Annotated in this window: 28 protein-coding genes and 1 tRNA gene; 21 read left to right on the forward strand and 8 right to left on the reverse strand. The window is 67.6% G+C overall.

Annotated features, from left to right (window positions below; all coding sequences use genetic code 11):
- The first annotated feature begins 424 nt into the window (after positions 1-424).
- Positions 425-2,005, forward strand: coding sequence for a Na+/H+ antiporter (locus ACWCPQ_RS24655; RefSeq protein ID WP_449902830.1), 1,581 nt, complete (start codon positions 425-427; stop codon positions 2,003-2,005).
- A gap of 155 nt (positions 2,006-2,160) precedes the next feature.
- On the opposite strand, the gene ACWCPQ_RS24660 is transcribed toward ACWCPQ_RS24655, so the two are convergent.
- Complete coding sequence (locus ACWCPQ_RS24660) at positions 2,161-2,490, reverse strand: plasmid stabilization protein (protein ID WP_449902832.1); 330 nt, start codon at positions 2,488-2,490, stop codon at positions 2,161-2,163.
- A 139-nt stretch (positions 2,491-2,629) separates the two neighbouring features.
- Positions 2,630-3,142 carry a MarR family winged helix-turn-helix transcriptional regulator gene (locus ACWCPQ_RS24665; protein WP_449902835.1) on the reverse strand — a complete coding sequence of 171 codons (513 nt, stop codon included), beginning with the start codon at positions 3,140-3,142 and terminating at the stop codon, positions 2,630-2,632.
- Between the two features lie 95 nt (positions 3,143-3,237).
- Here ACWCPQ_RS24665 and ACWCPQ_RS24670 point away from each other — a divergent pair, with 95 nt between their 5' ends.
- The gene (locus tag ACWCPQ_RS24670) at positions 3,238-5,319 is read left to right on the forward strand and encodes an MMPL family transporter (protein ID WP_449902837.1); all 2,082 of its coding nucleotides are present in this window, start codon (positions 3,238-3,240) and stop codon (positions 5,317-5,319) included.
- 23 nt (positions 5,320-5,342) lie between these two features.
- Here the strand turns inward: ACWCPQ_RS24670 and ACWCPQ_RS24675 are convergent, their stop codons facing one another.
- Positions 5,343-5,702 (reverse strand): Rv2640c family ArsR-like transcriptional regulator, encoded by a 360-nt coding sequence (locus ACWCPQ_RS24675; RefSeq protein WP_449902839.1) that lies wholly within the window; start codon positions 5,700-5,702, stop codon positions 5,343-5,345.
- 96 nt (positions 5,703-5,798) lie between these two features.
- Between ACWCPQ_RS24675 and ACWCPQ_RS24680 the strand changes: the two genes are divergently transcribed.
- The 3 genes from ACWCPQ_RS24680 to ACWCPQ_RS24690 all read left to right on the forward strand — a co-directional run bounded on the left by ACWCPQ_RS24680 (position 5,799) and on the right by ACWCPQ_RS24690 (position 7,815).
- Complete coding sequence (locus ACWCPQ_RS24680) at positions 5,799-6,293, forward strand: ArsI/CadI family heavy metal resistance metalloenzyme (RefSeq protein WP_449902890.1); 495 nt, start codon at positions 5,799-5,801, stop codon at positions 6,291-6,293.
- Positions 6,294-6,363: 70 nt separating this feature from the next.
- Complete coding sequence (gene arsB, locus ACWCPQ_RS24685) at positions 6,364-7,389, forward strand: ACR3 family arsenite efflux transporter (RefSeq protein ID WP_449902892.1); 1,026 nt, start codon at positions 6,364-6,366, stop codon at positions 7,387-7,389.
- A gap of 12 nt (positions 7,390-7,401) precedes the next feature.
- Positions 7,402-7,815: an arsenate reductase ArsC gene (locus ACWCPQ_RS24690; RefSeq protein WP_449902841.1), complete on the forward strand. Its 414-nt coding sequence runs from the start codon at positions 7,402-7,404 to the stop codon at positions 7,813-7,815.
- Positions 7,816-7,825: 10 nt separating this feature from the next.
- Here the strand turns inward: ACWCPQ_RS24690 and ACWCPQ_RS24695 are convergent, their stop codons facing one another.
- Complete coding sequence (locus tag ACWCPQ_RS24695) at positions 7,826-8,413, reverse strand: hypothetical protein (RefSeq protein WP_449902843.1); 588 nt, start codon at positions 8,411-8,413, stop codon at positions 7,826-7,828.
- A 341-nt stretch (positions 8,414-8,754) separates the two neighbouring features.
- Here ACWCPQ_RS24695 and ACWCPQ_RS24700 point away from each other — a divergent pair, with 341 nt between their 5' ends.
- The 9 genes from ACWCPQ_RS24700 (at position 8,755) to ACWCPQ_RS24740 (ending at position 15,966) form a co-directional block, all read left to right on the forward strand.
- Entirely contained in the window at positions 8,755-9,174 is a 420-nt protein-coding gene (locus ACWCPQ_RS24700) for a hypothetical protein (protein WP_449902846.1), read from the forward strand.
- Positions 9,175-9,515: 341 nt separating this feature from the next.
- Positions 9,516-10,586: an ABC transporter substrate-binding protein gene (locus ACWCPQ_RS24705; RefSeq protein WP_449902848.1), complete on the forward strand. Its 1,071-nt coding sequence runs from the start codon at positions 9,516-9,518 to the stop codon at positions 10,584-10,586.
- Positions 10,567-11,655: a FecCD family ABC transporter permease gene (locus tag ACWCPQ_RS24710; protein WP_449902850.1), complete on the forward strand. Its 1,089-nt coding sequence runs from the start codon at positions 10,567-10,569 to the stop codon at positions 11,653-11,655. Before ACWCPQ_RS24705 ends, ACWCPQ_RS24710 begins: the two co-directional genes overlap by 20 nt.
- Positions 11,648-12,403 (forward strand): ABC transporter ATP-binding protein, encoded by a 756-nt coding sequence (locus ACWCPQ_RS24715; RefSeq protein WP_449902852.1) that lies wholly within the window; start codon positions 11,648-11,650, stop codon positions 12,401-12,403. The genes ACWCPQ_RS24710 and ACWCPQ_RS24715 overlap by 8 nt, the downstream gene beginning before the upstream one ends.
- The gene (locus tag ACWCPQ_RS24720; protein WP_449902854.1) at positions 12,400-13,023 is read left to right on the forward strand and encodes a hypothetical protein; all 624 of its coding nucleotides are present in this window, start codon (positions 12,400-12,402) and stop codon (positions 13,021-13,023) included. The genes ACWCPQ_RS24715 and ACWCPQ_RS24720 overlap by 4 nt, the downstream gene beginning before the upstream one ends.
- Entirely contained in the window at positions 13,016-13,663 is a 648-nt protein-coding gene (locus ACWCPQ_RS24725; RefSeq protein ID WP_449902856.1) for a hypothetical protein, read from the forward strand. Before ACWCPQ_RS24720 ends, ACWCPQ_RS24725 begins: the two co-directional genes overlap by 8 nt.
- The gene (locus ACWCPQ_RS24730; RefSeq protein ID WP_449902858.1) at positions 13,657-14,160 is read left to right on the forward strand and encodes a hypothetical protein; all 504 of its coding nucleotides are present in this window, start codon (positions 13,657-13,659) and stop codon (positions 14,158-14,160) included. Before ACWCPQ_RS24725 ends, ACWCPQ_RS24730 begins: the two co-directional genes overlap by 7 nt.
- Positions 14,161-14,281: 121 nt before the next feature.
- Entirely contained in the window at positions 14,282-14,653 is a 372-nt protein-coding gene (locus ACWCPQ_RS24735) for a VOC family protein (protein ID WP_449902860.1), read from the forward strand.
- Entirely contained in the window at positions 14,650-15,966 is a 1,317-nt protein-coding gene (locus tag ACWCPQ_RS24740) for a cryptochrome/photolyase family protein (protein ID WP_449902862.1), read from the forward strand. The genes ACWCPQ_RS24735 and ACWCPQ_RS24740 overlap by 4 nt, the downstream gene beginning before the upstream one ends.
- A 79-nt stretch (positions 15,967-16,045) precedes the next feature.
- On the opposite strand, the gene ACWCPQ_RS24745 is transcribed toward ACWCPQ_RS24740, so the two are convergent.
- Positions 16,046-17,131: a DoxX family protein gene (locus tag ACWCPQ_RS24745; protein WP_449902864.1), complete on the reverse strand. Its 1,086-nt coding sequence runs from the start codon at positions 17,129-17,131 to the stop codon at positions 16,046-16,048.
- A 479-nt stretch (positions 17,132-17,610) separates the two neighbouring features.
- On the opposite strand from ACWCPQ_RS24745, the gene ACWCPQ_RS24750 reads away from it, so the two are divergent.
- Positions 17,611-18,579, forward strand: coding sequence for an Acg family FMN-binding oxidoreductase (locus tag ACWCPQ_RS24750; protein ID WP_449902866.1), 969 nt, complete (start codon positions 17,611-17,613; stop codon positions 18,577-18,579).
- Positions 18,580-18,604: 25 nt separating this feature from the next.
- Here ACWCPQ_RS24750 and ACWCPQ_RS24755 read toward each other — a convergent pair whose 3' ends face one another.
- Together ACWCPQ_RS24755 and ACWCPQ_RS24760 are read right to left on the reverse strand one after the other, a co-directional pair.
- Positions 18,605-19,531, reverse strand: coding sequence for a D-isomer specific 2-hydroxyacid dehydrogenase family protein (locus ACWCPQ_RS24755; protein WP_449902868.1), 927 nt, complete (start codon positions 19,529-19,531; stop codon positions 18,605-18,607).
- 133 nt (positions 19,532-19,664) lie between these two features.
- Positions 19,665-20,480: an SDR family oxidoreductase gene (locus ACWCPQ_RS24760; protein WP_449902870.1), complete on the reverse strand. Its 816-nt coding sequence runs from the start codon at positions 20,478-20,480 to the stop codon at positions 19,665-19,667.
- A gap of 164 nt (positions 20,481-20,644) precedes the next feature.
- On the opposite strand from ACWCPQ_RS24760, the gene ACWCPQ_RS24765 reads away from it, so the two are divergent.
- The 6 genes from ACWCPQ_RS24765 to ACWCPQ_RS24790 all read left to right on the forward strand — a co-directional run bounded on the left by ACWCPQ_RS24765 (position 20,645) and on the right by ACWCPQ_RS24790 (position 25,180).
- Positions 20,645-20,729 (forward strand) — tRNA-Leu (locus ACWCPQ_RS24765).
- A gap of 226 nt (positions 20,730-20,955) precedes the next feature.
- Positions 20,956-21,297 (forward strand): hypothetical protein, encoded by a 342-nt coding sequence (locus ACWCPQ_RS24770; protein ID WP_449902873.1) that lies wholly within the window; start codon positions 20,956-20,958, stop codon positions 21,295-21,297.
- Positions 21,294-22,367, forward strand: a complete 1,074-nt coding sequence (locus tag ACWCPQ_RS24775; RefSeq protein ID WP_449902875.1) for a tyrosine-type recombinase/integrase — start codon at positions 21,294-21,296, stop codon at positions 22,365-22,367. Before ACWCPQ_RS24770 ends, ACWCPQ_RS24775 begins: the two co-directional genes overlap by 4 nt.
- Positions 22,368-23,402: 1,035 nt before the next feature.
- Positions 23,403-23,735: a hypothetical protein gene (locus ACWCPQ_RS24780; protein WP_449902876.1), complete on the forward strand. Its 333-nt coding sequence runs from the start codon at positions 23,403-23,405 to the stop codon at positions 23,733-23,735.
- A 2-nt stretch (positions 23,736-23,737) separates the two neighbouring features.
- Positions 23,738-24,457 carry an AbiTii domain-containing protein gene (locus ACWCPQ_RS24785; RefSeq protein WP_449902878.1) on the forward strand — a complete coding sequence of 240 codons (720 nt, stop codon included), beginning with the start codon at positions 23,738-23,740 and terminating at the stop codon, positions 24,455-24,457.
- Between the two features lie 9 nt (positions 24,458-24,466).
- Entirely contained in the window at positions 24,467-25,180 is a 714-nt protein-coding gene (locus tag ACWCPQ_RS24790) for an AbiTii domain-containing protein (RefSeq protein ID WP_449902880.1), read from the forward strand.
- Positions 25,181-25,317: 137 nt separating this feature from the next.
- On the opposite strand, the gene ACWCPQ_RS24795 is transcribed toward ACWCPQ_RS24790, so the two are convergent.
- A complete protein-coding gene (locus tag ACWCPQ_RS24795; protein ID WP_449902894.1) occupies positions 25,318-25,458 on the reverse strand; it encodes an excalibur calcium-binding domain-containing protein in 141 nt (46 codons plus the stop codon).
- Positions 25,459-25,491: the final 33 nt, after the last annotated feature.

The following is a 25,491-nucleotide window of genomic DNA, read 5'->3' on the forward strand; positions in this document are numbered from 1 at the left end:
CGCCCCCGCGTTCGATCGGCGCGTCGAACGTCGTCACCTAAGAGTGTGCCCCGAAGTCGTTCGCCTGGACAACTGATCGGCCGGTTCGGTGATTGCCGTGAGATAGCTTGGGGGACAGGTCGTTCGAGTGGCCGCGGCGGTGTTTACCGTGCTCCGGCGGGCTTCCGGTCATCGGATACCGGAAAACGACCGCGGTGATCACCGCCGCCGCGACGCGGCGGCGGAAAGCGGCGGAGTCGGGCCCACCGGTGTCGGACGAGCTCCCGGACGGGGCTGCCGACAACGGCGGATGCGGCCGGTGCACGGCGCCGGCCCCACGGTCGCGCACGCGACTGCGCGGCGGGCGGTGCGGCGACCGGCCGATTCGCGCGCCTCCGGCATTGCGCGTGACCGGGGCGGCCCGGTGGCAGCAGACTGGACGGTCATGGACCAGTTGGTGCTGACATTCGTGATCCTGTTCGCCGCGATACTCGCCGAGGCGATCGGGCGGCGGATCGGCATCGCCTCCCCGGTCCTGATGACGCTGTTCGGGTGCGCGCTCGCGCTGCTGCCGTTCGTACCGCAGATCGCGGTGCCACCGCACCTGATCCTGCCGCTCGTACTGCCCCCGCTGCTCTACGCGGCGGCCCGGCGCACCTCGTGGCGACAGTTCGCGGAGAGCTGGGAACCCATTGTGCTGCGGGCGGTCGGACTGGTGCTGGCCACCACGGCCGCGGTCGCGGCGGTGTTCCACGCGTGGTTCCCGGGGCTCCCGGTGGCCGCGGCCGTCGTGCTCGGCGCCATCGTCGCGCCACCCGATCCGGTGGCGGCGACCGCGCTGGCCGGACGGCTCGGACTACCGCGCCGGCTGGTGGTGGTGCTGGGCGGCGAGGGGCTGTTCAACGATGTCACCGCGATCGTCGTCTACACGGTGGCCGTGCAGGCGGTACTCACCGGGCAGTTCTCGGCGCCGCGTGCTGCGCTGGAGTTCGTGGTGTCGGCGGTGGTGGCCGTGGCGGTCGGGCTGGTACTGGGTATGGCGGGAAGCCGGCTGACCCGCTATCTGGGGGAAGCCAGCTGGCAGGTGGCGCTCAGTCTGCTGCTGCCCTTCGCGGCGTACGGGCTGGCGGAGTCCTGGGGCGGTTCCGGGGTGCTCTCGGTACTCGTGTGCGCGTTGTACCTGACCGACGCCGTCACCGAATTCGCCGACGCCGATTATCGCGTGGTCGGCAATTCGTTCTGGGAGATCACCGAGCTGCTCATCAGCGGGTTCGCCTTCGGCCTGATCGGCCTGGAACTGAGCGCGGTACTCGCGGCCACCGGGAACAGTTGGCCGCAACTGCTCGGTGGTGCGGGCGCGGTGGTCGCCGTCGTGGTGGTGCTGCGGCTCCTCTGGCTCATGACGACCTGGTCGCTGCGCCGGAAACTGTGGCCCGACGAGGACACCGACGAACCCCACACCTGGCGCGAAACGGTGGTCACCTGGTGGGCCGGTATGCGCGGGGTGGCGACGGTGGCGCTGGCCCTGGCCATACCGCTGTCGACCGAGGCGGGTGCGGATTTCCCGGGCCGCACCCAGATCCTTTTCACCGCCTTCGCGGTCGTGCTGTTCACCCTCCTCGTCCAGGGTCCGACGTTGCCGCTGATCGTCCGGCTCACCGGTGTGCACGCCGATACGCGGGCCGAGCGCCGGCTGGAGCGGCAGCTGTGGGAGCGGGTGGTGGGGGCCGAACTGGCCCGGCTGAAAGAGCTGTCGGAGGCCGAGCACGTACCCGAAGAACTCTACGAGCGGCTCCGTGAGGGCATCCGCCGCCGGCTGGCCCGAGCCGATCCGGAAGCGGCCGACGAGGACGCCCGCGCCCAGGCGGAGCGGGACGCCCGGATGGCGGTCGCGGTCAAACGTATCCGGGCCGAGGTGACCGAGGCCGGCCGGCGCGAGGCGCAGGCCGCGCGCCGGGAACCCGGAATGCCGCCGGACCTGGTGGATCGCGTCACCCGGCGGCTCGATCTCGGGCCGGGTCGTTGACCGGCGAGCCGTGGTAGCGGACTCTGGGCCGTTGCTCGGGCCCGCTACCGTGACAGAACCGCGGCTGTGCCCGTCGTGGCCAACGCTGCCGCGCGGTCGGTTCAGGTCGATTCCGCGGCCGGGACCCGAATTCGCGGGGTCGAGGGTGCTCGGGTCTACGACCGTCCCAGCGCCTCGGCCAGCTCGTCCTTGGTCATCTTGGAGCGACCTTTGATGTTGCGGCTCTTCGCCTCGTTGTACAGCTGGTCGCGGGTGCGGCCCTTGGGCTTGTCGGTACCCGAGCGCAGCCCGCCGCGCCGCTGCGGGGAGATATCACGGGTCGACGAGCGGCTCGCGGTCCTGGACTGACCGGCCTGGGCGCGGTTCTTGTTGACCGTGCGCGCGCCGATCTCCTTGGCCCGCTTCGTCCCGGCCCCGCGTTCCTCAGCCGATTCCTTGATGTGTTCGTACTGCCGTTCCTGTTTGCTCGTCCATTCCTTCGGCATGACACACACCTCCTGTCTGCCCGGCCGAATACCCGCGCGGGGCCGGGGCAATCAGCATGCTGGTCGACCGCGGGTCGTCGGGCGTCTTACCCCGTACCCGCGGTGATATGCACCGATGTTCCCGGCTCGGCGAATCGGTTCAGCGGCCGGTCGACTCCTGGGTGAGTGCGAGGTGATGGTCACGCATCGCGGTGACGACGGCGCCCAGCACCCGGTGCGCCGCGGCGAGATCGGTGGTCGGCAGCTCGGCCAGCGCCGCACGGGTGCGCCTGCCCAGCGGGTGGAAGAATTCGCCGGCCACGGACATGCCGTGGTCGGAGTAGTGCAGCAGGACTCGCCGGCGGTCGCCGGGATCGGTTTCGCGACGGATATGGCCGGAGGCGATCATCCGTTCCACCAGATACGTGATCGCCGCGGAGGACAGGCCCATGAGTTCGCGTAATTGCCCGGCGGTGAGGGGCCGGCTCTCGGCTTCGGCGGTGGCGATATGCATGAGGGCCCGGAAATCGTTGCTGCGCAGGGAATGCGAATGAGCGAAGAGGTGGCCGATCTGTTCGGAGACGGCGGTGAGGGCGCGGATATCGGTGGCGATCTCGGTTTCGGCGTGTTCCCGGTTCGATGGCCCCGGCTCCTCCGGCGGTTCGTGTGTCACCTGCGATGTCCTTTCCCTGATCCCGCTCGCAAGAGTGTAGGTGCCCGGGGGTGCCCGGGATTGCCAGTTATTTCAGTTTCTGAAATAGTTGCCGTGTGAACGCCTGGGAACGCTTCGCCGCCGTGGTCACCGGCCGCCGCTCATGGGTACTGCTCGTCGCCGTCCTCGCCGCCGCCTGCGCGGTGATCGGTGGTGTCGGCGCGAACGACGACGCCGGGCAGGCTCCGACCTCGCTACCGCAGAACTCCGAAGCCGCGAAGGTCGAGGCTGCCGTGGCGGATTTCCCGGGTGGCCGCGACGCGCCGGCCATCCTGGTGATCACCCGGACCGACGGCGCCGAACTGACCGAGGCCGACCGCGCCGTCGCCGCGGAAACCGTGCAGGAGGTCGCCGGCGCGGGAGCCGACGCGCTCGTGGTCGCGCCGGACGGCAGCGCGGCGCTCGGTCGTGCGACGGTCTCCACCGAGCTGAGCGGCGAGGATCTCACCGCCGAGATCGACCGGCTGCGTGAATCGGCCGCGCAATCCGCACCGCCCGGGCTCACGGTGCAGATCACCGGCGGCCCGGCCTTCGGCGCCGATATCGCCGACTCGTTCGCCGGTGCCGATGTGACCCTGCTCGCCGTCACCGCACTTGTGGTCGCGCTGCTACTGATCGTCACCTATCGCTCGCCGGTGCTGTGGCTGGTGCCGCTGCTGGTGATCGGACTGGCCGACCGCACCGCAACCAGTGTGGGCACGGCACTCGCCCGGATCACCGACCTCTCCTTCGACGGGTCCACCTCGGGTATCACCAGCGTGCTGGTCTTCGGCGCGGGAACCAATTACGCGCTGCTGCTGGTGTCGCGCTATCGCGACGAGTTGCACGGGCACAGCGATCACCGCGGCGCCCTGCGCGAGGCCGTCCGCCGCGCCGGTCCGGCCATTCTCGCCAGCAATGTGACCGTGGTTCTCGCGCTCTGCACGCTGCTGCTCGCGACACTGCCCAACACCCGGTCGCTCGGGCTCATGGCGGCTGCCGGGCTGCTGGTAGCCGTGGCGTTCGTCCTGTTGGCGCTCCCGCCCGCCCTGGCCCTGTGCGGCCGGAAGATCTTCTGGCCGTTCGTTCCGCACGCGAGCGCCGACGGGACTGCTACGCACGGGGTATGGCACCGGATCGCCACCCGGGTGGTGGCCCGGCCCGCGGTGGTCGCGGGCGGGGCGATCGCGCTCCTGCTCGTCTTCGCGGCCGGTCTGACCGGCGCAGATATCGGGTTGTCGCAGACCGAGCAGTTCCGGGTGCGCGCCGAATCGGTCGACGGGCTGGACACCCTGGCCGCGCATTTCCCCTCGGGTGCCTCAGATCCGACTGTCGTACTCACCCAGCACAGCGCCGCCGCGGCGGTCCGGCCCGCCCTGGAAACCGCTCCCGGAGTCTCCGCGGTGATGCCCACCGGCAGTCACAACGGTGTGGACCGGTGGATGGTGACCCTCGAAGCGGCCCCCGAATCCGAGGCCGCCTACACCACGATCGAACAATTGCGGACGACTCTGTCCGGAATTCCCGGCGCCGAGGCGATGGTCGGCGGCAGTGACGCCAAGGCACTCGATACCCGGGACGCCGCCCGCCACGATCAACTGCTGGTGATACCGCTCATTCTGGTGGTGGTGTTCGCGGTGCTGCTCGTCCTGTTGCGCGCGTTGCCCGCCGCGGTGCTGTTGATCGGTGTCACTGTGCTCAGCGCCCTGGCTGCGCTGGGGCTGGGCAGTCTGGTGAGCGCCCATATCTTCGGCTTCCCCGCGCTGGACACCACGGTGCCGCTGTTCGCCTTCCTGTTCCTGGTGGCGCTGGGTATCGATTACACGATCTTCCTGGTGACCCGGGCACGCGAGGAGACACCGGGGCACGGCACTGTCGACGGTATGGTCCGCGCGGTCTCGGCGACCGGCGCGGTGATCACCAGTGCCGGGATTGTGCTGGCCGCGGTGTTCTGTGTGCTGGGCGTGCTACCGCTGATCACGCTCACCCAGCTCGGCATCATCGTCGGTATCGGGATCGTGCTGGATACCTTCCTGGTGCGTACCGTCGTCATTCCCGCGCTGTTCGCGCTCGTCGGTCCGAAGGTGTGGTGGCCCAGTGGTCTCACCGGGAGCGCCGCCGAGGCCTCGCCCGCCGAACTCGCGGGGCAGCGGCGGTAGCCCCCTTGGTCGCTCGGCCGGGGTCAGCGGCAGCAGTTGGGGTCGAGCACTGCGCACAGCGCGGTGAGGGCATCGCGCCGGGCGCGGTGCAACACGCTCATGCCGTGGCGTTCGGAGTCGATGAATCCGGCTCTGCGGAGCTGGGTGAGGTGATGGCTCACGGTCGACTCGGACAGCCCGACCGCGGCGGCCAGGTCGCCACCGGTGCGGCCGAGATCGGGGTCGGCGAGCAGCAGGGAGATCAGTTTGACCCGGACCGGGTCGGCGAGCGCCTTGAGTCTGAGTGCGACGTGCAGGGCCGCCTCGTCGTCGACCGGGCCGGCTGCCACGGGGGCGCAGCAGACGGGTGCGGTGATATCGATGACGGGCAATGCTTTCGGCATACGAGGGATTCTACCCGAGCTTATTGACTTATGTCGTAAAGGTGGCAGACTGACACCGTCAGCTATTCGATATATGTCACACAGGTGGTGGTCATGATGTCCCGGATACAGCTCGCGCTCGACGTCGACGATCTGGAAACCGCGGTCGGGTTCTACTCGGCGCTGTTCGGTACCGCACCGGCGAAGGTGAAACCCGGCTACGCCAACTTCGCGATCGCCGAACCGCCGCTGAAGTTGGTGCTCATCGAGAACCCCGGCCACGGCGGCGGCCTGAATCATCTCGGTGTCGAGGTCGAATCCTCCGAGCAGGTCCATTCCGAGATCGCCCGGCTGTCGGCGGCAGGCCTGTTCACCGAGGAGCAGATCGCGACGACCTGTTGTTTCGCCACCCAGGACAAGGTGTGGGTGACCGGGCCGGGTGCGCAGCGGTGGGAGGTCTACACGGTGTTGGCCGATTCGGAGTCCTTCGGTACCGCGCCGGAGTTCGCCGAGGTCTCCGATGAGGAAGCGGTGCCGGGATGCTGCGGTACCGAAGGCCGCGATCCGGCCGAGACCGCGTGCTGTGCCCCGGCCGCTGGTGCTGCCCGATGACCACGGCGCGACGAAACGGTGTGGTGCGGGTGTGAGCATCAAGGTGCAGGCGCCGGCCCCGCGGTTGCCGATGCTGGACCGGCTGCTGCCGGTCTGGATCGGGGTCGCGATGGCCACGGGGCTGGCGCTCGGGCGCCTGGTGCCCGGACTGGGCGGAGCGCTGTCGGCGGTGGAGGTCGAGGGGATCTCGCTGCCGATCGCAGCCGGGCTGCTGATCATGATGTATCCGGTGCTGGCCAAGGTCCGCTACGACCGCGTGCGCACCGTCACCGGCGATCGGCGCCTCCTCGCCGGGTCACTGCTGCTGAACTGGGTGATCGGACCCGCACTGATGTTCGCGCTGGCCTGGCTGTTGCTGCCGGACCTGCCCGAATACCGAACCGGACTGATCATCGTCGGCCTCGCGCGTTGCATCGCGATGGTCGTCATCTGGAACGACCTCGCCTGCGGGGATCGGGAAGCCGCCGCGGTGCTGGTCGCGATCAACTCGGTGTTCCAGGTGCTCATGTTCGCGGCCCTGGGCTGGTTCTATCTGTCGGTCCTGCCGGGGTGGCTGGGCCTGGAACAGACGGCGATCGAAGCCTCGCCGGTCGCTGTCGCGGTCTCGGTGCTGGTGTTCCTCGGGATCCCGCTGGCCGCCGGATATCTCACCCGCCGGATCGGGGAGAAGGCCCGCGGCCGGGACTGGTACGAAACCCGGCTGCTCCCGGCGATCGGCCCGTGGGCGCTCTACGGGCTGCTGTTCACCATCGTGATCCTGTTCGCGCTACAAGGTGAGCAGATCACTGCGCGGCCACTGGATGTCGTGCGGATCGCGGTGCCGTTGCTGATCTACTTCGCGCTCATGTGGGGCGGCGGTATCGCCCTCGGTGCGATCCTGCGGCTCGGGTACGCGCGGACCGTGACGATGGCGTTCACCGCGGCAGGCAACAACTTCGAGCTCGCCATCGCCGTCGCGATCGCCACCTACGGCGCGACCTCGGGCCAGGCTCTGGCCGGGGTGGTCGGCCCGTTGATCGAGGTCCCGGCCCTGCTCGCTCTGGTCTATCTCTCTCTCGCCCTGCGTCGGCGCCTCTTCTCGGCACCGGCCGGCTGAAAGGTCTCCGCCGTGTCCGCCGCTCCCAGTGTGCTGTTCGTCTGTGTCCACAACGCCGGGCGTTCCCAGATGGCCGCCGCGTTCCTCGCCCACCTCGCGGGCGACCGGGTCCTGGTCCGCTCCGCCGGCACCGCACCCGCCGGCACGGTCAACCCGGTCGCGATCGAGGCGATGCGCGAGGCCGGGATCGATATCTCCGCACGGACCCCGACGGTCCTGACCGCAGATACTGCCGAATCCTCCGATGTGGTGATCACCATGGGCTGCGGCGACGCCTGTCCCTACTTTCCCGGAACCCGCTACCTCGACTGGCGACTCGACGACCCGGCCGGCGCCGACCTCGCGACAGTGCGCCGGATCCGCGACGACATCGAGGGCCGGGTCCGCGGCCTTCTCACCGAGCTCGGCGTGGCACCCGCTCGGTAGCCGGATCGGACTACCCGAACAGGGCCTGGCGTTGCCAGAACCGCTGCTCGACGTGTTCTAGGTAAGCAGACGGATCTGCTACGGAAGTGGTCTTTTCGATGTCTCCGTCGTCGGTGACAAAGTAGATCGCAGTGGTGCGCTGTCTCCCGACAGCGGGTGAGTACACGACCCAGCCGACACTGAATCGCTCGGCGACCAGCCTGCCGGAGAATGCCCGGTCGATACCGGAATCGCCGGCGAGTATGTCCTTACGCACCTGTGCCAGGGCCAGCGCTTGCGGTATCGGTCCGGGGGCTCGTTCGGCATCGTTCCCGGTGGCGCCCGCCAGTGGAGACGCGGCGGTGTTCCTGTGCCACGGGGAAGGCTTTTTCGGCGCGGGTGCATCCTTGTCGTCCGGTTCCTCGGCGGGGATGTCCAGCTCTGCCGACGGGGAGATCCGGCCGTGCATGATTCTCGGATCTTCGGTCGAAACCCCGCTGCTCGGATGGGGTTTCGGTTGCTTCTGCTTCCCGAAGGGGTAGGAGACGACCGGCGTCTTCTGCAGTGCGACAACCTGATGCTCGCGCGATGCGGACCAGTTCAGCGGTCCCTCACTCATACCTACAACGGGTCCTCTTCTGGAGATACAGGCGGCAACACCTTTCGGCCGTATCCTACAACCGTAGGCGTTCGGCCACGCGTGGTTGTGCCCACCGGTGACAATGTGTCGGGTCCTGCGCGGTCGCGAAATTTCCTGCCGCGGAACAACCGCGGACGTTCGTGACCGATGCGTTCGGCGATGCCCGTAGCCCGGCGCGACAGGTGACCGCCACCTCTGGGAACGGTGATGTGCCCCTGTGTGATGTCGCGAGATACCGTTGCCGGGCTTGCTCGCGCGAAGAGATCACGGCACCTCGGGTATCGGTGGTGTGGTGCGGAACCGATCACCGGAACGAGGAAATGGCCGCCATAGGAATTCTCGCGTGGGGTTTGGTCGCGGGACTGCTCAACATCGTCGCCATGGCGGCGATATACGGAAACCCGTGGGTCGCGCGTGTCCATGCCGAGCAGCGGAGAACCGGGGTCGCCGCCGGAGGCGGGCGTTCGGGTGCGCGGGGTCCCGCCCAGCATTTCCTGGGTGACCAGATCGAGGTGTACGCCATGACCGTCGGCTACGCGTGGTTGCATCCGCTGCTGCCGTCGAGCGGTCCGGCGGGTGCGCTGGGCCTCGCCGTGCTCTTCGCCGCGTTACGGATCTGCGCGCCGGTGTGGGCACTGTGGATGCAGGGCACATATTCACCCCGCTATCTCGCTGTGGAAGTCGGTGCCGGTCTGGTGAGCAGCCTCGTCGTCGTGTTCACGCTCTACGTGCTCATGTAGCGGCGGGTCGGCCGGCGCTTCGTCGGGATCGGAACCGAGCCGGTCCCGGGGTGTGCTGTGCCCGATTGCTGTGCTCTCTTCGTTCGCCCCGCGATCGACGTCACCCTCTCCGAACTGCATCTCCGAGGCGTTGCGCCCGGCCGACTAGGCGACCGGGCGGAGTCTGCGTGCCCGCGTGGATAAGTGAGCCGGGCCCGGTTCACACTGGTTTTGTAGGTAAGGCTAACCTGAATCCGATTTGTACGATTCAGAGTAGGACGGTAAAGCGCATGGCATCGAATATGCAGCGTGCACGGCGGTGGAAGCGGAGCTTGCCGCCACGGCGATGGATGGTCGCCGGCATGATCGGGGCCCTCGCGCTGACCGCCGGGTGCTCGACCCGGGAACCGCAGACCGAGGACGTGGCGACCACCGGGGCGCTGTCCATCGTCGATCAGCGTGGCGAAACCGTCGCACTGGACGGACCGGCGGCGAAGGTGGCGTTCACCGTGATGCCGGCGCCGTCGATCTTCGCCGCGGTCGACCGCAGCTACGACCGCATCGTCGGCATCAACCAGTCCACACTGGTGGCCAACAAGGGCGGCATGTTCGCGACCATGTTCCCCGAATCGGCCGAATCGGCCGTCGTCGCGGGCAACGACTTCGTGCCGAATGTGGAGACGCTGCTGCAACTCGACCCGGATGTCGTGGTGCAGTGGGGCGACCGCGGACCCGATGTCACCGCGCCGATCGAGGCGGCGGGATTCCCGGTCGTGGGCCTGAAATACGGCACCCAGGACGACCTCGAACAGTGGATCACCCTGTTCGCCCAGATCGCGGGTAAACCCGAACGTGGCCGGCAACTCGTCGACTGGCAGCGTACCGAGCAGACCGAGATGCGTGACCGGGTAGCGGCACAGCAGGGCCCGCGGCCGAAGGCGATGATCCTGTCCCGGGCCGGTGACACCTACAGCACCACCAGCCCGAAGGGCTACGACGGCTACCAGTTCGACCTGGTCGGCGCGGATCTGGTGACCAAGGGCTTCGTCTCCGACGCCGGGCAGGTGAGCCCCGAGCAGATCCTGGCCTGGAATCCCGAAGTGATCATGCTCAGCGGTTTCGACGAGAGCACCCCCGCCGATATCTACGCCGATCCGCGGCTGGCCAGTGTCAGCGCGGTGCAGAACAAACGGGTATACAAGACTCCGCTCGGCGGCTACCGCTGGCAGGTGCCCAGTGCCGAATCGCCGCTGATGTGGCAGTGGATGCACCAGATCCTGTACCCGGGCGCGCGTGACGGGAAGTTCCGCGCGGATATCCGGGCCGCCTTCGACGACCTGTTCGCGTATCGGATCTCCGACGAAGAGATCGATCAGGTGCTGCGTTTCGATCTGAACAAAGACGCCGCGGATTATGACCAGTTCCGCCGCTGAACCTGTCGCGGTCGCGGCGCCGGAAGTTCCGGCGCCGCGCCGCGCGCGCTTCGATCGCCGGTTGCTGGCGATCCCGGGCTTCTTCCTCCTGCTGCTGGTCGTGGCGATCGCCGCGCTCGCGGTGGGTCGCTACACCGTCCCGCCGAACGAGATCGTGCGCATCCTGCTGGCACAGGTCTTCCCGCTCGAGCAGACCTGGTACCCACAGGAGAGCACCGTGGTACTCGATGTGCGGCTGCCGCGGGTATTGCTGTCGATCCTGCTCGGCGCCGGACTGGCGCTCACCGGCGCGGTGATGCAGGCCGTGTTCCGCAATCCGCTGGCCAGCGCCCAGGTACTGGGTGTGTCCTCGGGAGCGTCCTTCGGCGGCGTGCTGGTGCTGCTCGCCGGCTTCGGTGGTGCGGCGCTGGTCGGCGGGGCCTTCCTCGGCGGTGTCCTGGCATTGGTTCTGGTGGTTACGATCGCCCGGGCGGTACCGGGCGCGCCGTTGTTGATGATCATCCTCGGCGGCACGGTGGTCGGTGCGATGTTCCAGGCCATGGTCTCGTTCATCACCTATATCGCCGACCCGTACAGCGAACTGCCCTCGATCGTCTTCTGGCTCATGGGCTCGCTGGCGACCGCGAGTTATCCGAAGGTGCTGACCGCCGCGGTTCCGATCGTGGCGGCGGGTGCGGTGGTGCTGGCCCTGCGCTGGCGGCTCAACATTCTCGCCATGGGTGATGAGGACGCCACCGCGCTGGGCCTGAAACCCGCACGCCTGCGGAATTTCCTGCTGGTCTGCGTCGCGATGATCACCGCGGGTTCGGTCTCGGTCGCGGGGGTCGTCGGCTGGGTGGGGCTGGTGGTACCGCATCTGGTGCGCATGATGGTCGGTACGGACAACCGGTTGGTGTTGCCGGTCAGCGCGCTGCTCGGCGCCGCCTACCTCACCGTCATCGACACCCTCTCGCGCACGATCAGCACCGCCGAAATACCGATCGGCATCCTCACCGCCATCATCGGCGCACCGTTCTTCGTGGTGCTGTTGATCCGCAACCGTTCCCGCCTATGGGGTGCCGATGCTTGAAGCCAGCTCGCTGTCCTTCCGCTATTCCCAGAAGGGACCGTGGATCTTCCGCGACGTCTCGGTCCGCGCCCGCGCGGGCGAGGTGCTCGCCGTGCTCGGACCGAACGCCCGCGGTAAGACGACCATGCTCAAATGCCTCTCGGGTCTCATCCGGCCGGTCGCCGGCTCGGTCGAGGTGTCCGGCGGAGTCGGTTATGTCCCGCAGAGCCATTCGGTCGTTTTCTCGTTCTCGGTGCTCGATATCGTGCTCATGGGCCGGGCCCGCACGGTGAAGATCTACAGCACACCCACCGCCGTCGATCGCGCGGCGGCCCGGGAAGCGTTGCGCCGGGTCGGTGTGCCACATCTGGCCGATCGTGATTACACCGGGCTCAGCGGCGGGGAGCGTCAGCTCGTACTCATCGCCCGCGCACTGGTCTCCGAATGCGACACCATCGTTCTCGACGAACCCGCGGCCGCCCTGGACCTGCGCAACCAGGCCCAGGTGCTGACCGTGCTACGCGCGCTGGCCGACGAAGGAATGGCCGTCGTGATGACCACCCATCACCCCGATCACGCCCTGCACGTGGCCGAGCGGTCGATGCTGATGGTCGCGCCGGACGATCAGCGCATCGGCCCGACCCGCGAATTGCTCACCGGCGCGCTGCTCTCGCAGATGTACGGCGTCCCGATCGTGACCGCCGATATCGAGACACCCAGTGCGATACGGCGTCTGACGGTCCCCGACTTCGGGCGGGGGATCGGATGACGGTGCTGAAAGCGGTGATGGCCCCGCGCACCGGGGAGATCGCGGGCGGGTTCCGCGAGGTCGACGTCTACGATCTGCCGGGGGAGTGCACCGCCGAGGTCACCGGTATCTATCTGACCGGCGATGTGGACCAGGAGTACCTGGCCGGACAGCGGCCGCTGCTCGACGCGTTCGTCACCCGTGGCGGCCGGGTCGTGGTGAACGGCCATGTCCAGCGGTTGTTCCTCGACGGCCTGACGAAATGGCGCAAACTCGAATTCCGCAACCCGAGCGATCTCGCGTTGACACGGGTGACCGAACACCCGGTCTGGGCCGGAACCGATCCGCGCGCCTTCCTCTACAACACCGGCACCCCCGGCCCCGTTCCCTTCGCGGAACTGGAACGTATCGGGGTCGCCGGGTTCTACGGGCGCGGTTGCTATCTGGACCTGCCCGAAGGCGCGCGGGTGGTGCACACGATCGGCCGGACCCGGGCGCCGATCGACTACGACTATCCGCTGGGTGCCGGCCGGGTACTGGTACACGGCGGTAACGACTTGGCGCAGTTTGCCACCGCCGCCCGCGGTACCGCCCGGTTGCACGACCAGCTCCTGCAGTGGCTGGAGGCTCGCGATGAATGACCCCGCCCCTGCTTCGGGGATAGTCCTGCTGCACGGCGGCAGCCACGCGCAACTGGCCACTCTCGCCGATCCCGCACTGGCGCCCTACCGGATCCGGCCGGTGCACATCCGGACCGGTGCCCCGGACGAGATCACCGGGGCCGAGGTGATCGTGGTCGCCGACCGGCTGCGACCGGACCTGCTGCGGCGCTGGACCGAACCCGTCCTGACCGGGCTGGAGCGCGGCGCGACGGTTCTCGTCTTCGGTGAGAACGAGTGCGGGCGCTGGCTACCCGGTGTCCGGGAGCAGGCCCGGCCCACGGTGTTCTGGTGGTGGCGCACCGGCGAGGACCACCGGCTGCGGAAACTCGAACCCGGCCACCCCGCATGGGAGTTCTTCGCCGACCGATCGGTGATCTGGCACTACCACGGTGTGCTCGAACCGCCGGCGGGCGCGGTGAGCCTGGTCGACCTGTACACCGAGGAAGGGGTCCGGGACGGCTCGATCCTGTACCTGGACGAGACCTCCACCGCGGGCAAGCTGCTCGTGACCACGATGGATCCGGTGTACCACCACGGATCCGGATTCATGCCCGGCGCCACCCAACTGCTCTATTCGGCGTTGCACTGGGCCACCAGGAACAGAGAGAAGACATGCTGACAGTCCTCGAAGCCGGTACGCCGATCGAATTCTCGTTCGACGACCTGATGAAATATCACGGCACCGAATTTCCCGGTGGCGTCGCGCACGCGTACTGCGCTGTGCGGCACGCTGTTTCGCTGCTCGGCGAGATAGAGCGGCGGGAGATCGCGGTCCGCACAGCCTTTCCCGGCCCGGGCGGGCGGGATGCCGTGGAGATGGTGTTGCGCGCAGTCACCGGCGACCGCTTCACGGTGGATCCCGAACTCGCGGACACCGCGCGCGGCCCGGTACTCGCCCGCTACGTCTGGGAATTCACCCACGGCGAGCGCGTCGTGACGCTGCGACTGCGCGACGCCGGCTTCGTCACCGGCGAATTCATCGAGCTCGGTGCGCGCCGCGACCGCGGTCCCGCCGAGAATGCCCGGCTGACCGTGTTGAAGCAGGAGATGACCGATCGGTTGCTCGCCGGTGCCGTGGGCGAGGTCTACGAGGAGATACCCACGCCGACGCGCTGATCCACCTACCCTCCGGACCCGGATCATCGCCCTACACTCGGCGCGCACCGCTCGCGGGTTTTCCCGGTGTGCGCCCGGGTACGTGTACACCGTTGATCAGAATCGGAAGGAGGGCCCGTCCATGGTGGCCGACGGGGTAGAGGGGTTGCGGACAGTCGTACTGGACTGCCCGGATCCGTGGAAGTTGTCCGAGTTCTATGTGGGACTGCTCGGCGGCGAGGTGGTACGCGAAGAGAGCGACGACACGTGGGTGGCCATGGTCGACCCGCAGGGTCGCCGGCTCGCGTTCCAGCTGTCGCCGGAGTACGAGCCGCCACGCTTCCCGGATCCGGCCGGTTCCCAGCAGATCCATCTGGATGTGCTGGTGCGCGACGTGGAGATCGCCGAACCGGCCGTGCTGGCGCTGGGCGCCACGTTCGTCCACGCGGAAGCGACTTTCCGGGTGTACACCGATCCGGTAGGACACACCTTCTGCCTGGTCTGGTTCGCGTGACCGCCGCGGCGGTCGCTCTCTTCACCCGCGACCTACGGGTCCGGGACAATCCGGTGCTCACCGCAGCCCATCGCGACGCCGATACGGTGGTCCCGCTGTTCGTACTCGACGAGGCCATTCTCGCCGGCGGCGGATGCCCGCCCAATCGCGCGCATTTCCTGGCGGCCGCCCTGCGCGAACTCGACGACGAACTCCGCGAACTCGGTGGCCGGCTCATCGTCCGCTCCGGTGATCTCGCCGAGGAAGTGGCGCGGGTGGCGGCGGACGCCGATGCCTCGGTCGTCCATATCGCGGCCGATTTCAGTGCCTTCAGCCGCAGGCGTGAGCAGCGGCTGCACGACCGCCTGGGGCGTGACGGCCGCGAACTGCGGGTGCACAGCGCCTCGCTGACCGTCGTCGAACCAGGCGATCTGCTCCCGTCCGGCCGCGATCATTTCGCGGTTTTCACGCCCTACCTCCGGCAGTGGACCGCGGCCCAGCGCCGGGCGCCGCTACGCGCGCCACACCACCTCGAGTTGCCCGGTATCCCGGCCGGGCTCCTTCCGGAGCCGGGCGATATCGGTGCCGGGGAACCGTCGCCGGAGTTGTCCGTCGGCGGCGAGACGACCGGTCGGAAAATATTGCGGGACTGGCTCTCCCGCAGCGCGAACGACTATGCGACCGGTGGTGACGATCTGGCTGGGGACAGCACCTCGCGGCTTTCGCCGTATCTGCATTTCGGTTGTCTGTCCCCGGCCGAAGTGGTCCGCCGGGCCGGTGATTCCACCGAAGGGACCGCGGCCTTCGTCCGGCAGCTGGCGTGGCGGGATTTCCACCATCAGGTCCTGGCCGCCCGGCCCGATGCCGCCTGGGCGGACTATCGCGATCGGGGGATCCGCTGGCGCGAGGACGAACAGGCGGTCGAAGCCTGGCGCGAAGGGCGGACCGGTATTCCGATCGTCGACGCGGGAATGCGGCAGTTGCGCGCCCAGGGTTGGATGCACAATCGGGCCCGCCTGATCACCGCCAGCTTCCTCACCAAATCGTTGCGCGTCGACTGGCGGATCGGCGCGCGGCACTTCCGGTACTGGCTGGTCGACGCCGATGTGGCGAACAATCAGCTCAACTGGCAGTGGGTCGCGGGCACCGGTAACGACACCCGGCCCAACCGTGTGCTCAACCCCCTGCGTCAAGCCGAACGCTACGACCCGGACGGCGGCTATGTCCGCCGCTGGGTTCCCGAACTCGCCGATATCGAGGGCAGGGCGATCCATCGGCCGTGGCGGCTGCAGGTGGACTACCCGGCGCCGATCCTCGAATTCCCCGGTATGTGACACGACGCCGTCACACGACGCTGCCCGGGCCGGAAGCCCGGGCAGCGTCGTGTCGGTCACCTGATCGGCGGGGTCGGGCTCACTTCTTCTTTGCTTTCGCCTTGGCCTTGGCCGCCTTGGCCTTGGTCTTCGCCAGCTGGGCACGCTGTGCCTTCGCCGACGCGGAGAGCTCGCTGCCGCGGTGTTTGGTGTAGTCGGCGAGTTCGGTGGCCCGGTTCTTGGCCGCCTCGGCCCATTCCGGTCCGCGGTGTTGCGCGGTCTCGGCGAGTTCGCTGCCGCGGTGTTTGGTGTAGTCGGCGAGTTCGGTGGCCCGGTTCTTGGCCGCCTCGGCCCATTCCGGCCCGCGGTGCTGTGCGGTCTCGGCGAGTTCGCTGCCGCGGTGTTTGGTGTAATCGGCCCACTCCGCGGCACGGTTCTTCGCGACTTCGGCCCATTCCGGTCCGCGGTGCTGTGCGGTCTCGGCGAGCTCCGCACCCCGATGCTTGGCGACGTCGGCCCAATCGGAACCCCGCTGTTTTGCGGCCTCCGCCCATACCGGTCCGCGCTGCTGTGCGGTCTCGGCCAGTTCCGCACCCCGGCTCGCCGCGGTACTCGCCAGATCCCGGCCCCGCTCGGAGGCCTGCTGCAGTTGCTGCCGCACGGCGTCACCGGAACCGCCACGTCCGGACGATCCGACCGGGAGCGCACCGCTCACCGTGGTCGCCGCCCGGCGTGCGGCCCGGCGCCCACGCCAGCCCAGCGAGGGTTTGCCCGCCGTATCGGAGGCGGCGATCAGCAAGCCACCCAGCAGGCTCACGTCTTTGAGGAAGGCCGTTCGCTTGGCCGCCCGGCGCTGCGGATCGTTCTCCGCCCAGAAGTTCTGTTCGGTGACCGTCGCCGGCACCACTGTCGCAGCCAGCATCAAAGCCGCCGGCCTGGGCGCTTTGCCCAGTGCGAGCAGGGTGCCTCCGGCGATCTGCACCGCCGCGGTGACGCGCACCAGCGTGCTGGGATCCTCGGGCAGATTGCCCGCGATATCGGACGGCAGCGTCTCCTTGCCCTTGTTCACCAGAGTCGACGCCTCCTTCACCCGGGATTCCGGATGCATCAGTGATTCGACTCCGTTGACGACGAACGCACTCGCCAGTAGGGGGCGGGCAAGCCGGCGTAGCAGCATGATGTGCATCCCTTTCCTCGGTGTATCGCATCTGTCACAGCTGGTCACCAGGGGTAGTAGGCCAGAGTACTGCCGATCTACCCGGCATCCGGTGCGGGAAACAGCGCCGGACCGTTCGTGTCTGCTCTGGCCGGAGCCGCGTGTGCCGGCGAATGCTCGGTAACGGTCGATTATGTGTCGAATATCACACCAGACTTGCCGAAGGTATTGCTGTCAACAGGAGAAAACCGGATCCGCGCGCCCAGTGCAGGATTCGGACAGGACAGATCTATGCCGCGCGGATACCTTTCGGCAAATCCGGCGGCCGACCCGTGCCATCCACGCGCAGAATGTCTACGCTCGAACGCAGTGAATCCACCACCGCAGGTGGGCGGCGCCGGTGCCGCAACGAGCCGCGGTGGGGTGGCGACGCCGCTTTTAGCGGCCACCCGGCGGGTTGCACGGCCGGGAAATCTCCTCATCGCCCGTAACCGGAAGGACGAAACACAATGCCCTGCGCGATCCTGGATCGTGAGGTCACCGATACCGCCCTCGGCCTGGCAGTACGAGCGCCGTCCGTCCACAACACCCAGCCCTGGCGCTGGCGGCCCGTTGCGGACGGTATCCAGTTGTTCGCCGATACCGGCAGGCAGCTGACAGTCACCGACTTCAACCAACGCTCGCTGGTGGTCAGCTGCGGAGCGGCGCTGCACCATATGCGCGTCGCATTGGCCGCGCTGGGCTGGGCGTCGACCGTGGACTACTGCCCCGATCCTCGCGACCCGGAGCATCTCGCCACCATCCACACGGCCCGCAGTCCGGCCGGTGCCGCCCAGGTCGATATGGCCGCGGCGATCATGTTGCGCCGCACCGATCGGCGCCACTTCCTGCCCAGGCCGGTCCCGGCCCGCCATCTCAGGTCGTTGGCCGCTCAGGTGTCGGCGCACGGCGCCGCCGTCCGGCAGGTCCCGGATACGCTGCTGCCACGCCTGGCCACCCCCTTGCGGCGCGCTGTCACCGCCCACGCCACCGACCGCCGATACCAGGAGGAGATCGCCCGCTGGAGCGGACGGAACCGGCTCACCGACGGCGTACCGTCGCAGAACGCCCCCGCGGCGCGCCCGTCCGGTGAACTCCCGGTGCGGACCTTCGCGGACCCGGCTCTCCTGGATCCTGCGGATCAGCCCGACGCCGCCCAATGGCTGGTCGTCGGGACCACCCGCGACGACCGGCGGGCACAGCTGCGGGCCGGTGAGGCGACCAGCGCGCTCCTGCTCACCGCGACCGGTCTGGGGCTGGCAACCAGCGTGCAGACCGAACCGCTCGGGGTGGCCGAATCCCGGCAGGAGATCCGGACCGGCCTGCTGCACGACTGCGCCTACCCGCAGGCCATGGTCCGGGTCGGCTGGGGTTCGCGCCGCGCCGCGCCGCTGGCCGATACCCCGCGCCGTCCGATAGCCGAAATCCTCGAGGTCTGACCGGCCACGAGCCCGGAGACGCGGTTCAGTAGCCGCGGTCGATCTCCACCAGCGAGAGCAGCGGTTCGCCGGCCGCGAACCGCTCGACATTGGCCCGCACATGCTCGGCCAGCAGACCGGGCAGGCCGGCCGAAGGGTTCGCCAGATGCGGCGTGATCACCGCATTGGGCAACGACCACAGCGGGTGCCCGTCCGGAAGCGGCTCCGGATCGGTGACGTCCAGCGCCGCGCCGCCGATGGTCTCCGCGCGCAGCGCCCGCACCAGTGCCTCGGTATCGATCAGCGATCCCCGCGCGATGTTGACGATCCACGCCGTCGGTTTCATCTGTGCCAGGGCGTCCGCGTCGACCAGCCGCGCGGTTTCGGCGGTCGCCGGTGCTGCGATCACGAAATGGTCGGCGCGCGAGAACAGTTCGGTGTTGCGGCTCGAATCCACCGTTTCGGCTGCTCCCGGCACGGGCGTCCCGGACCGGGTGGAGGCCAGCACCTCCGCCCCGAATGCGGTGAACAGCGGGATCATCGCCCGGCCGATACCGCCGCAGCCGATGATCGCGACCGTCGCGCCCCGTAACGTACCCACCCGCGCTTCGAACTCGGTCTTGCGCCATGAACTCGCGCGCGCCTGCTCACCCAGTCCCCGCACGCCCGCCAGCAGCAACAACACCGCATGCTCGGCCACGCTCGACGCGTACGCTCCGGCCGCCGAGGTCCAGATCCGCCTGTCGTCGACGATTCCCGCCGCGAACCACCGTTCGATCCCCGCACTCGGCAACTGCACCCACCGCACCGTGTCCGGCAGTCGTTCGGGGAAGGAGTCGGGTCCGCCCTTCCACACCACCGCCTCGGCTTCGCCCAGCGGAACCAGGCGGCCACCGCCCGCTTCGATACCGCGCGCGAGGGCGAGGTCGTGATCCGGACCTAGATGGATTGCGGGAACTCCGGTGGGCGGCACAGTTCACTTCCGAGACGTCGGGGCTGGTGGCCGCATCATCATCCGTGAGTCCCGGCGTCGTCAACAATTGTCCTCACCCGTGCCGAGACACTGGAGGTGAACCCGTTCCCGTGAACCCGCCCGGACCGGGCCCTCACCCGGCGGTCAGCGCCCGCACGCCCGCCACCGTCCCGCCGTCGACCAGCAGATCGATCCCCGCGATGAAACTCGCGGCCGGATCCAGCAGAAATGCCGCCGCATGCGCGATATCGTCCGGTGTCCCCAACCGGCCGGTCGCCGACGCGTCGACCATCGCCCGCATCGCCGCCCCCGATTCGCCGTCCAGTTCCTGCCGGCCCATCGGCGTCGAGATCACCCCCGGACTGATCGAATTGAGCCGCGCCCCCCGCCGCCCCCACGCGACCGCCGCGGCCTGAACCCGCGCCACATTCCCCCGTTTCGCCGTCGCGTAGGCGATGCCCGGATGCGCGTCGTGGTCGAGGAACGGCAACGCCAGCAATTCCCCCGCCGAAGTATGCGCGAGCGCGGCGACCTGGTCGTCCGGTAGCGGCGCCAGATACGCCGACATACTCGCGATCACCACACCGGCCCCGCCCTCGGCGACCACCCCCTCGAACGCGTCCAGCACCAGCGCCGTCCCGAGCAGATCCACCTCCAGCACCGCCTTCGTCACGGCCTGCGTGGGCGACACCCCCGCGGTATGCGCGATATGAGTGACCCGCCCCAGTTCACCGGCCGCCTGTGCCAGCGCAGCCACCGACCGGGCATCGGACACATCCACCTGCCGCCCGACCACCTCATGCCCTTCCCCGGCGAGCAGCTCCACCACCGAGTCCAGATTGTCCCTGTCGAAGTCGGCGATCAGCAGCCGCCGCCCACCCCCTATCCGGCGCGCGATGGCCCGCCCCATACCGCCCACCCCGATAACGACCGCGACATCATGTCCCACTTGGCGCTCCTCACCGCGACTGCACCGTTGCGCCCATAATCTACCGACGACCCGCAGCGGCCGGACCCGAATTCGTCAGCGGCTGACAATTGTGTAGATATCCGCAGGTGGGACCCGCGATTTTGCCCCGGTGGCACGATCCGATACTCTTGCTGAGCACACCGGTCCGGGTGGCGGAATGGCAGACGCGCTAGCTTGAGGTGCTAGTGCCCTTTATCGGGCGTGGGGGTTCAAGTCCCCCTCCGGACACTTTTTTGCTGCATTTGTGCCCCAGAAACCGTGTCCGTGCACTGCCTGGACACCCATTTTCCCGTCACCACCGTGACCTGCGGTTTCACCCCCAGCGGGGGTGAAACTTGTGACCGATGACACACTGCGGCCGTTGCTTCCCTCCTTCGCTGCCGGACCTGGCTTGGGCGATTCGTCCGTCTTCGCCTCGGGTCCCGCCCTGCCGATGGCGACCCTCGAGGAGCCCGTGCGATCGAGGGCCGTGCACAGCATCCGGCCTGTCGACACCAACGGCCGCGTCGTCGACAAAGCCATCGTCGACGCCCTCGACTGGCACCCCGGCGACCTGCTGTCCTGGCGCGTCACCAGTGGCCTCGTCCTGATCACCCGACCCGGGCACGGCCGCCGCGGCGTCACCAAATACGGCCACATCTCGATCCCGGCCGCCGTCCGCCACGCCGCCGGAATCCGCATCCACGAGCGCGTCCTGCTCGCCGCCGACCCCGACCAGGCACTGCTGGTCGTCTATCCCGCCGACGTCGTCGACGACATCCTCGCTCGCCGCTTCGCCGAAGGAGCACCCGAATGACTGCTGGTACCCAGGCCGATATCGCTGCGGTCCAGATGATGATGGAACGCTTCGGCCTCACCGTCGCCGATCTCGACGCCCGAGCCTCGGCCGAGACTGCCCGTCTCGCACCGACCTTCGCCGAGTTCATCCCGGCCGCGATCGACCGGATGCCCGCGGGCCGCACTCGTGAGCACTACTGCACGTACTGGCACAAGATCCTGATTCAACCCGGCTGGGGTGAGAGGCGACTGGACGAACCCACCACCGCGGACCTGCAGGTCCTGTGTGAACAGATCCGCGCCACTCGGGTGATCCGGCGTTCCGATCGCGGCGGCAACGAAGTCGTACGCCACGTCATCGACGCCCTGCGCAAGCTGTATCGGCACGCCGAGGACAGCCGACTCGTCGACCCACGCGACAACCCCGCCGCACGCCTGACCAAACCCAAGCGCACCCGATCCAACCGCCGCGCCCTCCCGACCGATCTGCTGGCGCAGCTCGTCGAAGTTGCCGCCACCACCGGCAACGACCCGGAACTGGACAGCCTAATCCTGCGGCTGCACACCGAAACCGCCTGCCGCCGCGCCGGAGCGCTGGCCCTGCGGCCCCAGGATCTCGACCCGGTGCAATCGGTGATCCTGCTGCGCGAAAAGGGCGGCACACAGCTGTGGCAACCGATCTCACCGACCCTCATGCAGGCCCTGTGCCGCCATGCCGAACAACGCGGCGCACCCGCCTCCGGTCCGCTGCTGCGCGCGCGGAACGGCAACCCGATTACCCGCCGCCGCTACAACCACCTGTTCGAACGTCTCGGTAAGCACCTGCCGTGGGTGCACACCCACGGGATCTCCATCCATTGGCTGCGTCACACCACCATCACCTGGGTCGAGCGCCACTACGGCACCGCTGTGGCCCGGGAATTCGCGCGCCACAGCCAAACAGGTGGGGGAGTGACCGGTATCTACACCACCGCCACTATCACCGAAGTCGCCCTTGCTGTCGCGCACCTCACCGGCGAACCACACCCACTGGCCACCGGGTCTACTGATCACCGGAAATCTTCACGGAGCATGGTCCGGCTCAAGTAGGAAACTTGCATCGATAGCGGCCTTTAGTGGGCCGAGACGGTTTCCACATCAGGATGTCGGTTGCCAGAGCGCGAAACGTCTCCGCCGGCAAAGCCGGCGGAGACGTTTCGCGTTGTCGGGGGGTCACCGCCGTCGCTGTGTAATGTTTTGAACGACCACACGCGGTGGCACGCTGGCCGACGGCCAGGCGCAGGCGCTCCGCTCACTGTTCAGCGTGTATGGTGGGCGACCATGCGACTCCACGGAGAATCGGAGGCACGATCCCCCGGTTCGTCGTTCACTTCGCGGGAGCGGACTCGCGGGCGGCCGAGATTTGGGCTGGCGGCAACCTCCGGGTAGAAGCACACCCCGCCGACTGGAAGACGCACGGCAAGAAGGTCGGCGTGCTCCGGAATCAGGCGATGGTCGATCTCGTATGTGCGTTCCCCGTAGGCCGCTCGGCTGGAACAAAGGACTGCATCACGCGCGCCCGGGTGGCTAGAATTCCGGTGTGGGTGTTCGAGGCCGGGAGTGTGAACTCTGTGCTCATCCGGTGAACCTTCCGAGCGGTTCATGATGCACCGCAGACGATGTGGCATGCCGAAAATCGTGATCCACCCTGTCGATTTGCCCGGCCTCGGCCCGATGCCACCCGAGCTCTATGCGCGTATCGCCAAGATTTGCCGGGAGCGACCTGAGATTCTGGACCAACTCCTCGCCCGCCTTGTGCAGTCCGAGGGGCGAAACCAACCGCGACCTGAATTGGCTGCGGGATGTTTGCTAACGCCATAGGCTGGGCTACGCATCTGGTGCCGTGTAGCCCTCGCGCCCATGCCTACGGCCCCTCGTACCCCTTGTGGGCCGTAGCTGTACCGGGAGGTATCCCGCAGTGTGGACCGGCGCCGGCGTTAAATATCGACGCATTGTTTGTACCTGTTACGCGGTGGGAAACTAGAAACCCCTGTGGAGTGAAATTGCCTCTACCGCAACCGGGTTGCCGACTGCTAGCCTGGCTTGTCCACAATCGTGTTGGCGGGCAAACAGGGCGGAATCCGTATGGCAGACAACAAGTTCACGTTCAGAGACAACGACATGTCCGGGTCGAACAACGCGTTCGGTGGCGAAGGGTTCCATCAAACCATCAACCAAGCCCCGCAGGCCGGTGACCGAGACCAACTCGAAAGCTCGCTCCGCCGGGCGGGGGTGTCCGACGACAACATCGCGAACCTACTCAGGGCGATCGAGGTCGACGGTCCGATCCATGGCGGTCAGGCCGGGTCCCGCGTGCAAGCATGGTTGGCGGATGCCCGGCTGGCCCTCACCGAGGCGTCGATGAATGCAGTTGTCGCCGCAGTGTTCGGCTACCTCGGCTTCGCGGCCGCAGGGTAGCGATGACACTGCTGCAAGATGTCATCAACGATGCACAAGGCACAGGTCCGGTCGCTGGCCTTCTCAGAAAGCTGAAGGTACTGGCGACTCGAACCGGCGCACCAGAGATGCTGCAATGGGTGAATCAGGAGCTAAACGGCTACCCGAGAAATTCTCCGGTGCCCACCTATCGGGGCCCCTTCACGACGATGCCGCGGGCTCAGTTCATAGGCCCGGCCGGATTTTCGGTCAAGAATCACGTGGTGCGCCGTTCAGTGTTCCCGGAGGAAGCCCAATCGTCCTATCTTTTCGAGATGAAGTTGCCTCACCCGGTCGCCGAGATCGAGAGCTTCGCAGCGTCCGAAGACGAGACCTCGTTCGGCTGGCCGGCCGAAGCTCTGGCTATGTACAACTACCTCATCGAGCAGGGCAAGGGTGATGTCGACCCCATGCTTCGCTGTGTGGGCGTGCGTTACTCGGTCCCGGATCATGTGTTTGTTGGCATTCTTGACCAGATTCGGAACAAGGCGCTTGACCTGGCGCTTGAGCTTGAGGCAGTTGCGCCGGATGCTGGTGAACCGGACGCCTCAGACGACACAAAGCGCGAAGCGAGGCAGGTCATTGTCAACTACAACTTCCTCGGAACCGACATGTCGGGCGCGAACAACGCCTTCGGCGGAAGTGGCTTCGGTCAAATGCTAGGCGGTCTGCTGCCAGGTGCCGTCGGAACGACCGGAGAGTAGAGCGCGCCGATGTCGCAGATCCAGGAGGTTATCGACCTTGCTCAGGAGAACGGCCCGGTTCGCGATCTGCTGCGGAAGCTGAAGGTTGTTGCGTTCCGGGCGGGCGCGAAAGACATGCTCGAATGGATCGAACACGAACTCCGCGGATACCCTCACGGCACCCTGTTGCCGGTTTATCGGGGGCAGATCGAGGTGAGTCCTCGCAGAGAGTACTCCGCGGGTGGCGACAGTCGGGTGGTGGCTTTGAAGTTGGAAGAGGTGCCAGAAGCCAGCCGTGGAGAATGGTATTTCACGCGGGCATTCCGTGAATCGGTCGCGGACCTTGAGGAGTACGCCAAAAAGGCGCAAACCAGGTTTTTCTGGCCGCTGGAAGGCGAACCAGACGATGTCCGGGCCGCGTACGAGACAAGAACATACCGAACCGGGAGAGCGAGCTCTGTTGGCGGTATGCACCTGGGTAGTCTGCGCGAACGCGAGACGCCCGGCCGGACCTACTACTACGTCTCTGGGCGAAAGTTTTCACAGATCCTAGACACGATTCGGGATCGGGTTCTTGATCTCGCACTGGAGATTGAGGAGCGGGTACCGAACGCTGGTGACGCTACAGCTTCAGAGGATGACGCACGCGCTATCGCTGGCGTCGTGAACTTCCACTTCAACGGAGTCGACTTTTCGGATTCGAACAATGCCTTCGGGAGTGGGGGCTTCGACCAGGGTCACTGATGCCAGACTGACCGTACTCGCCTGCGGGTGTCAACCTCGATAGCGGCAACCGTCAACCGGTTGTCAGGACGATTACCCAATCGTGAAGCCGCCCCACCCATTCAATCTGCGGACAGGCGGGACGCTTTCATAACTGATCATTCGCAGGCGACACCGTCCTTATTGCGATCCAAATCCAGCCGATACCCGGGCTTACCCGCGTGAATCGGCGCGGCAGGGACTATCTCGGTAACGGTGTTTCCGGCGGTTTCTCTCAGTAGGTTCGGGCGTCGGGCCAGCGGTCGGCGAAGGTGATCGCGAACGCGTTGACC

Source organism: Nocardia sp. NPDC001965, from assembly GCF_053594175.1.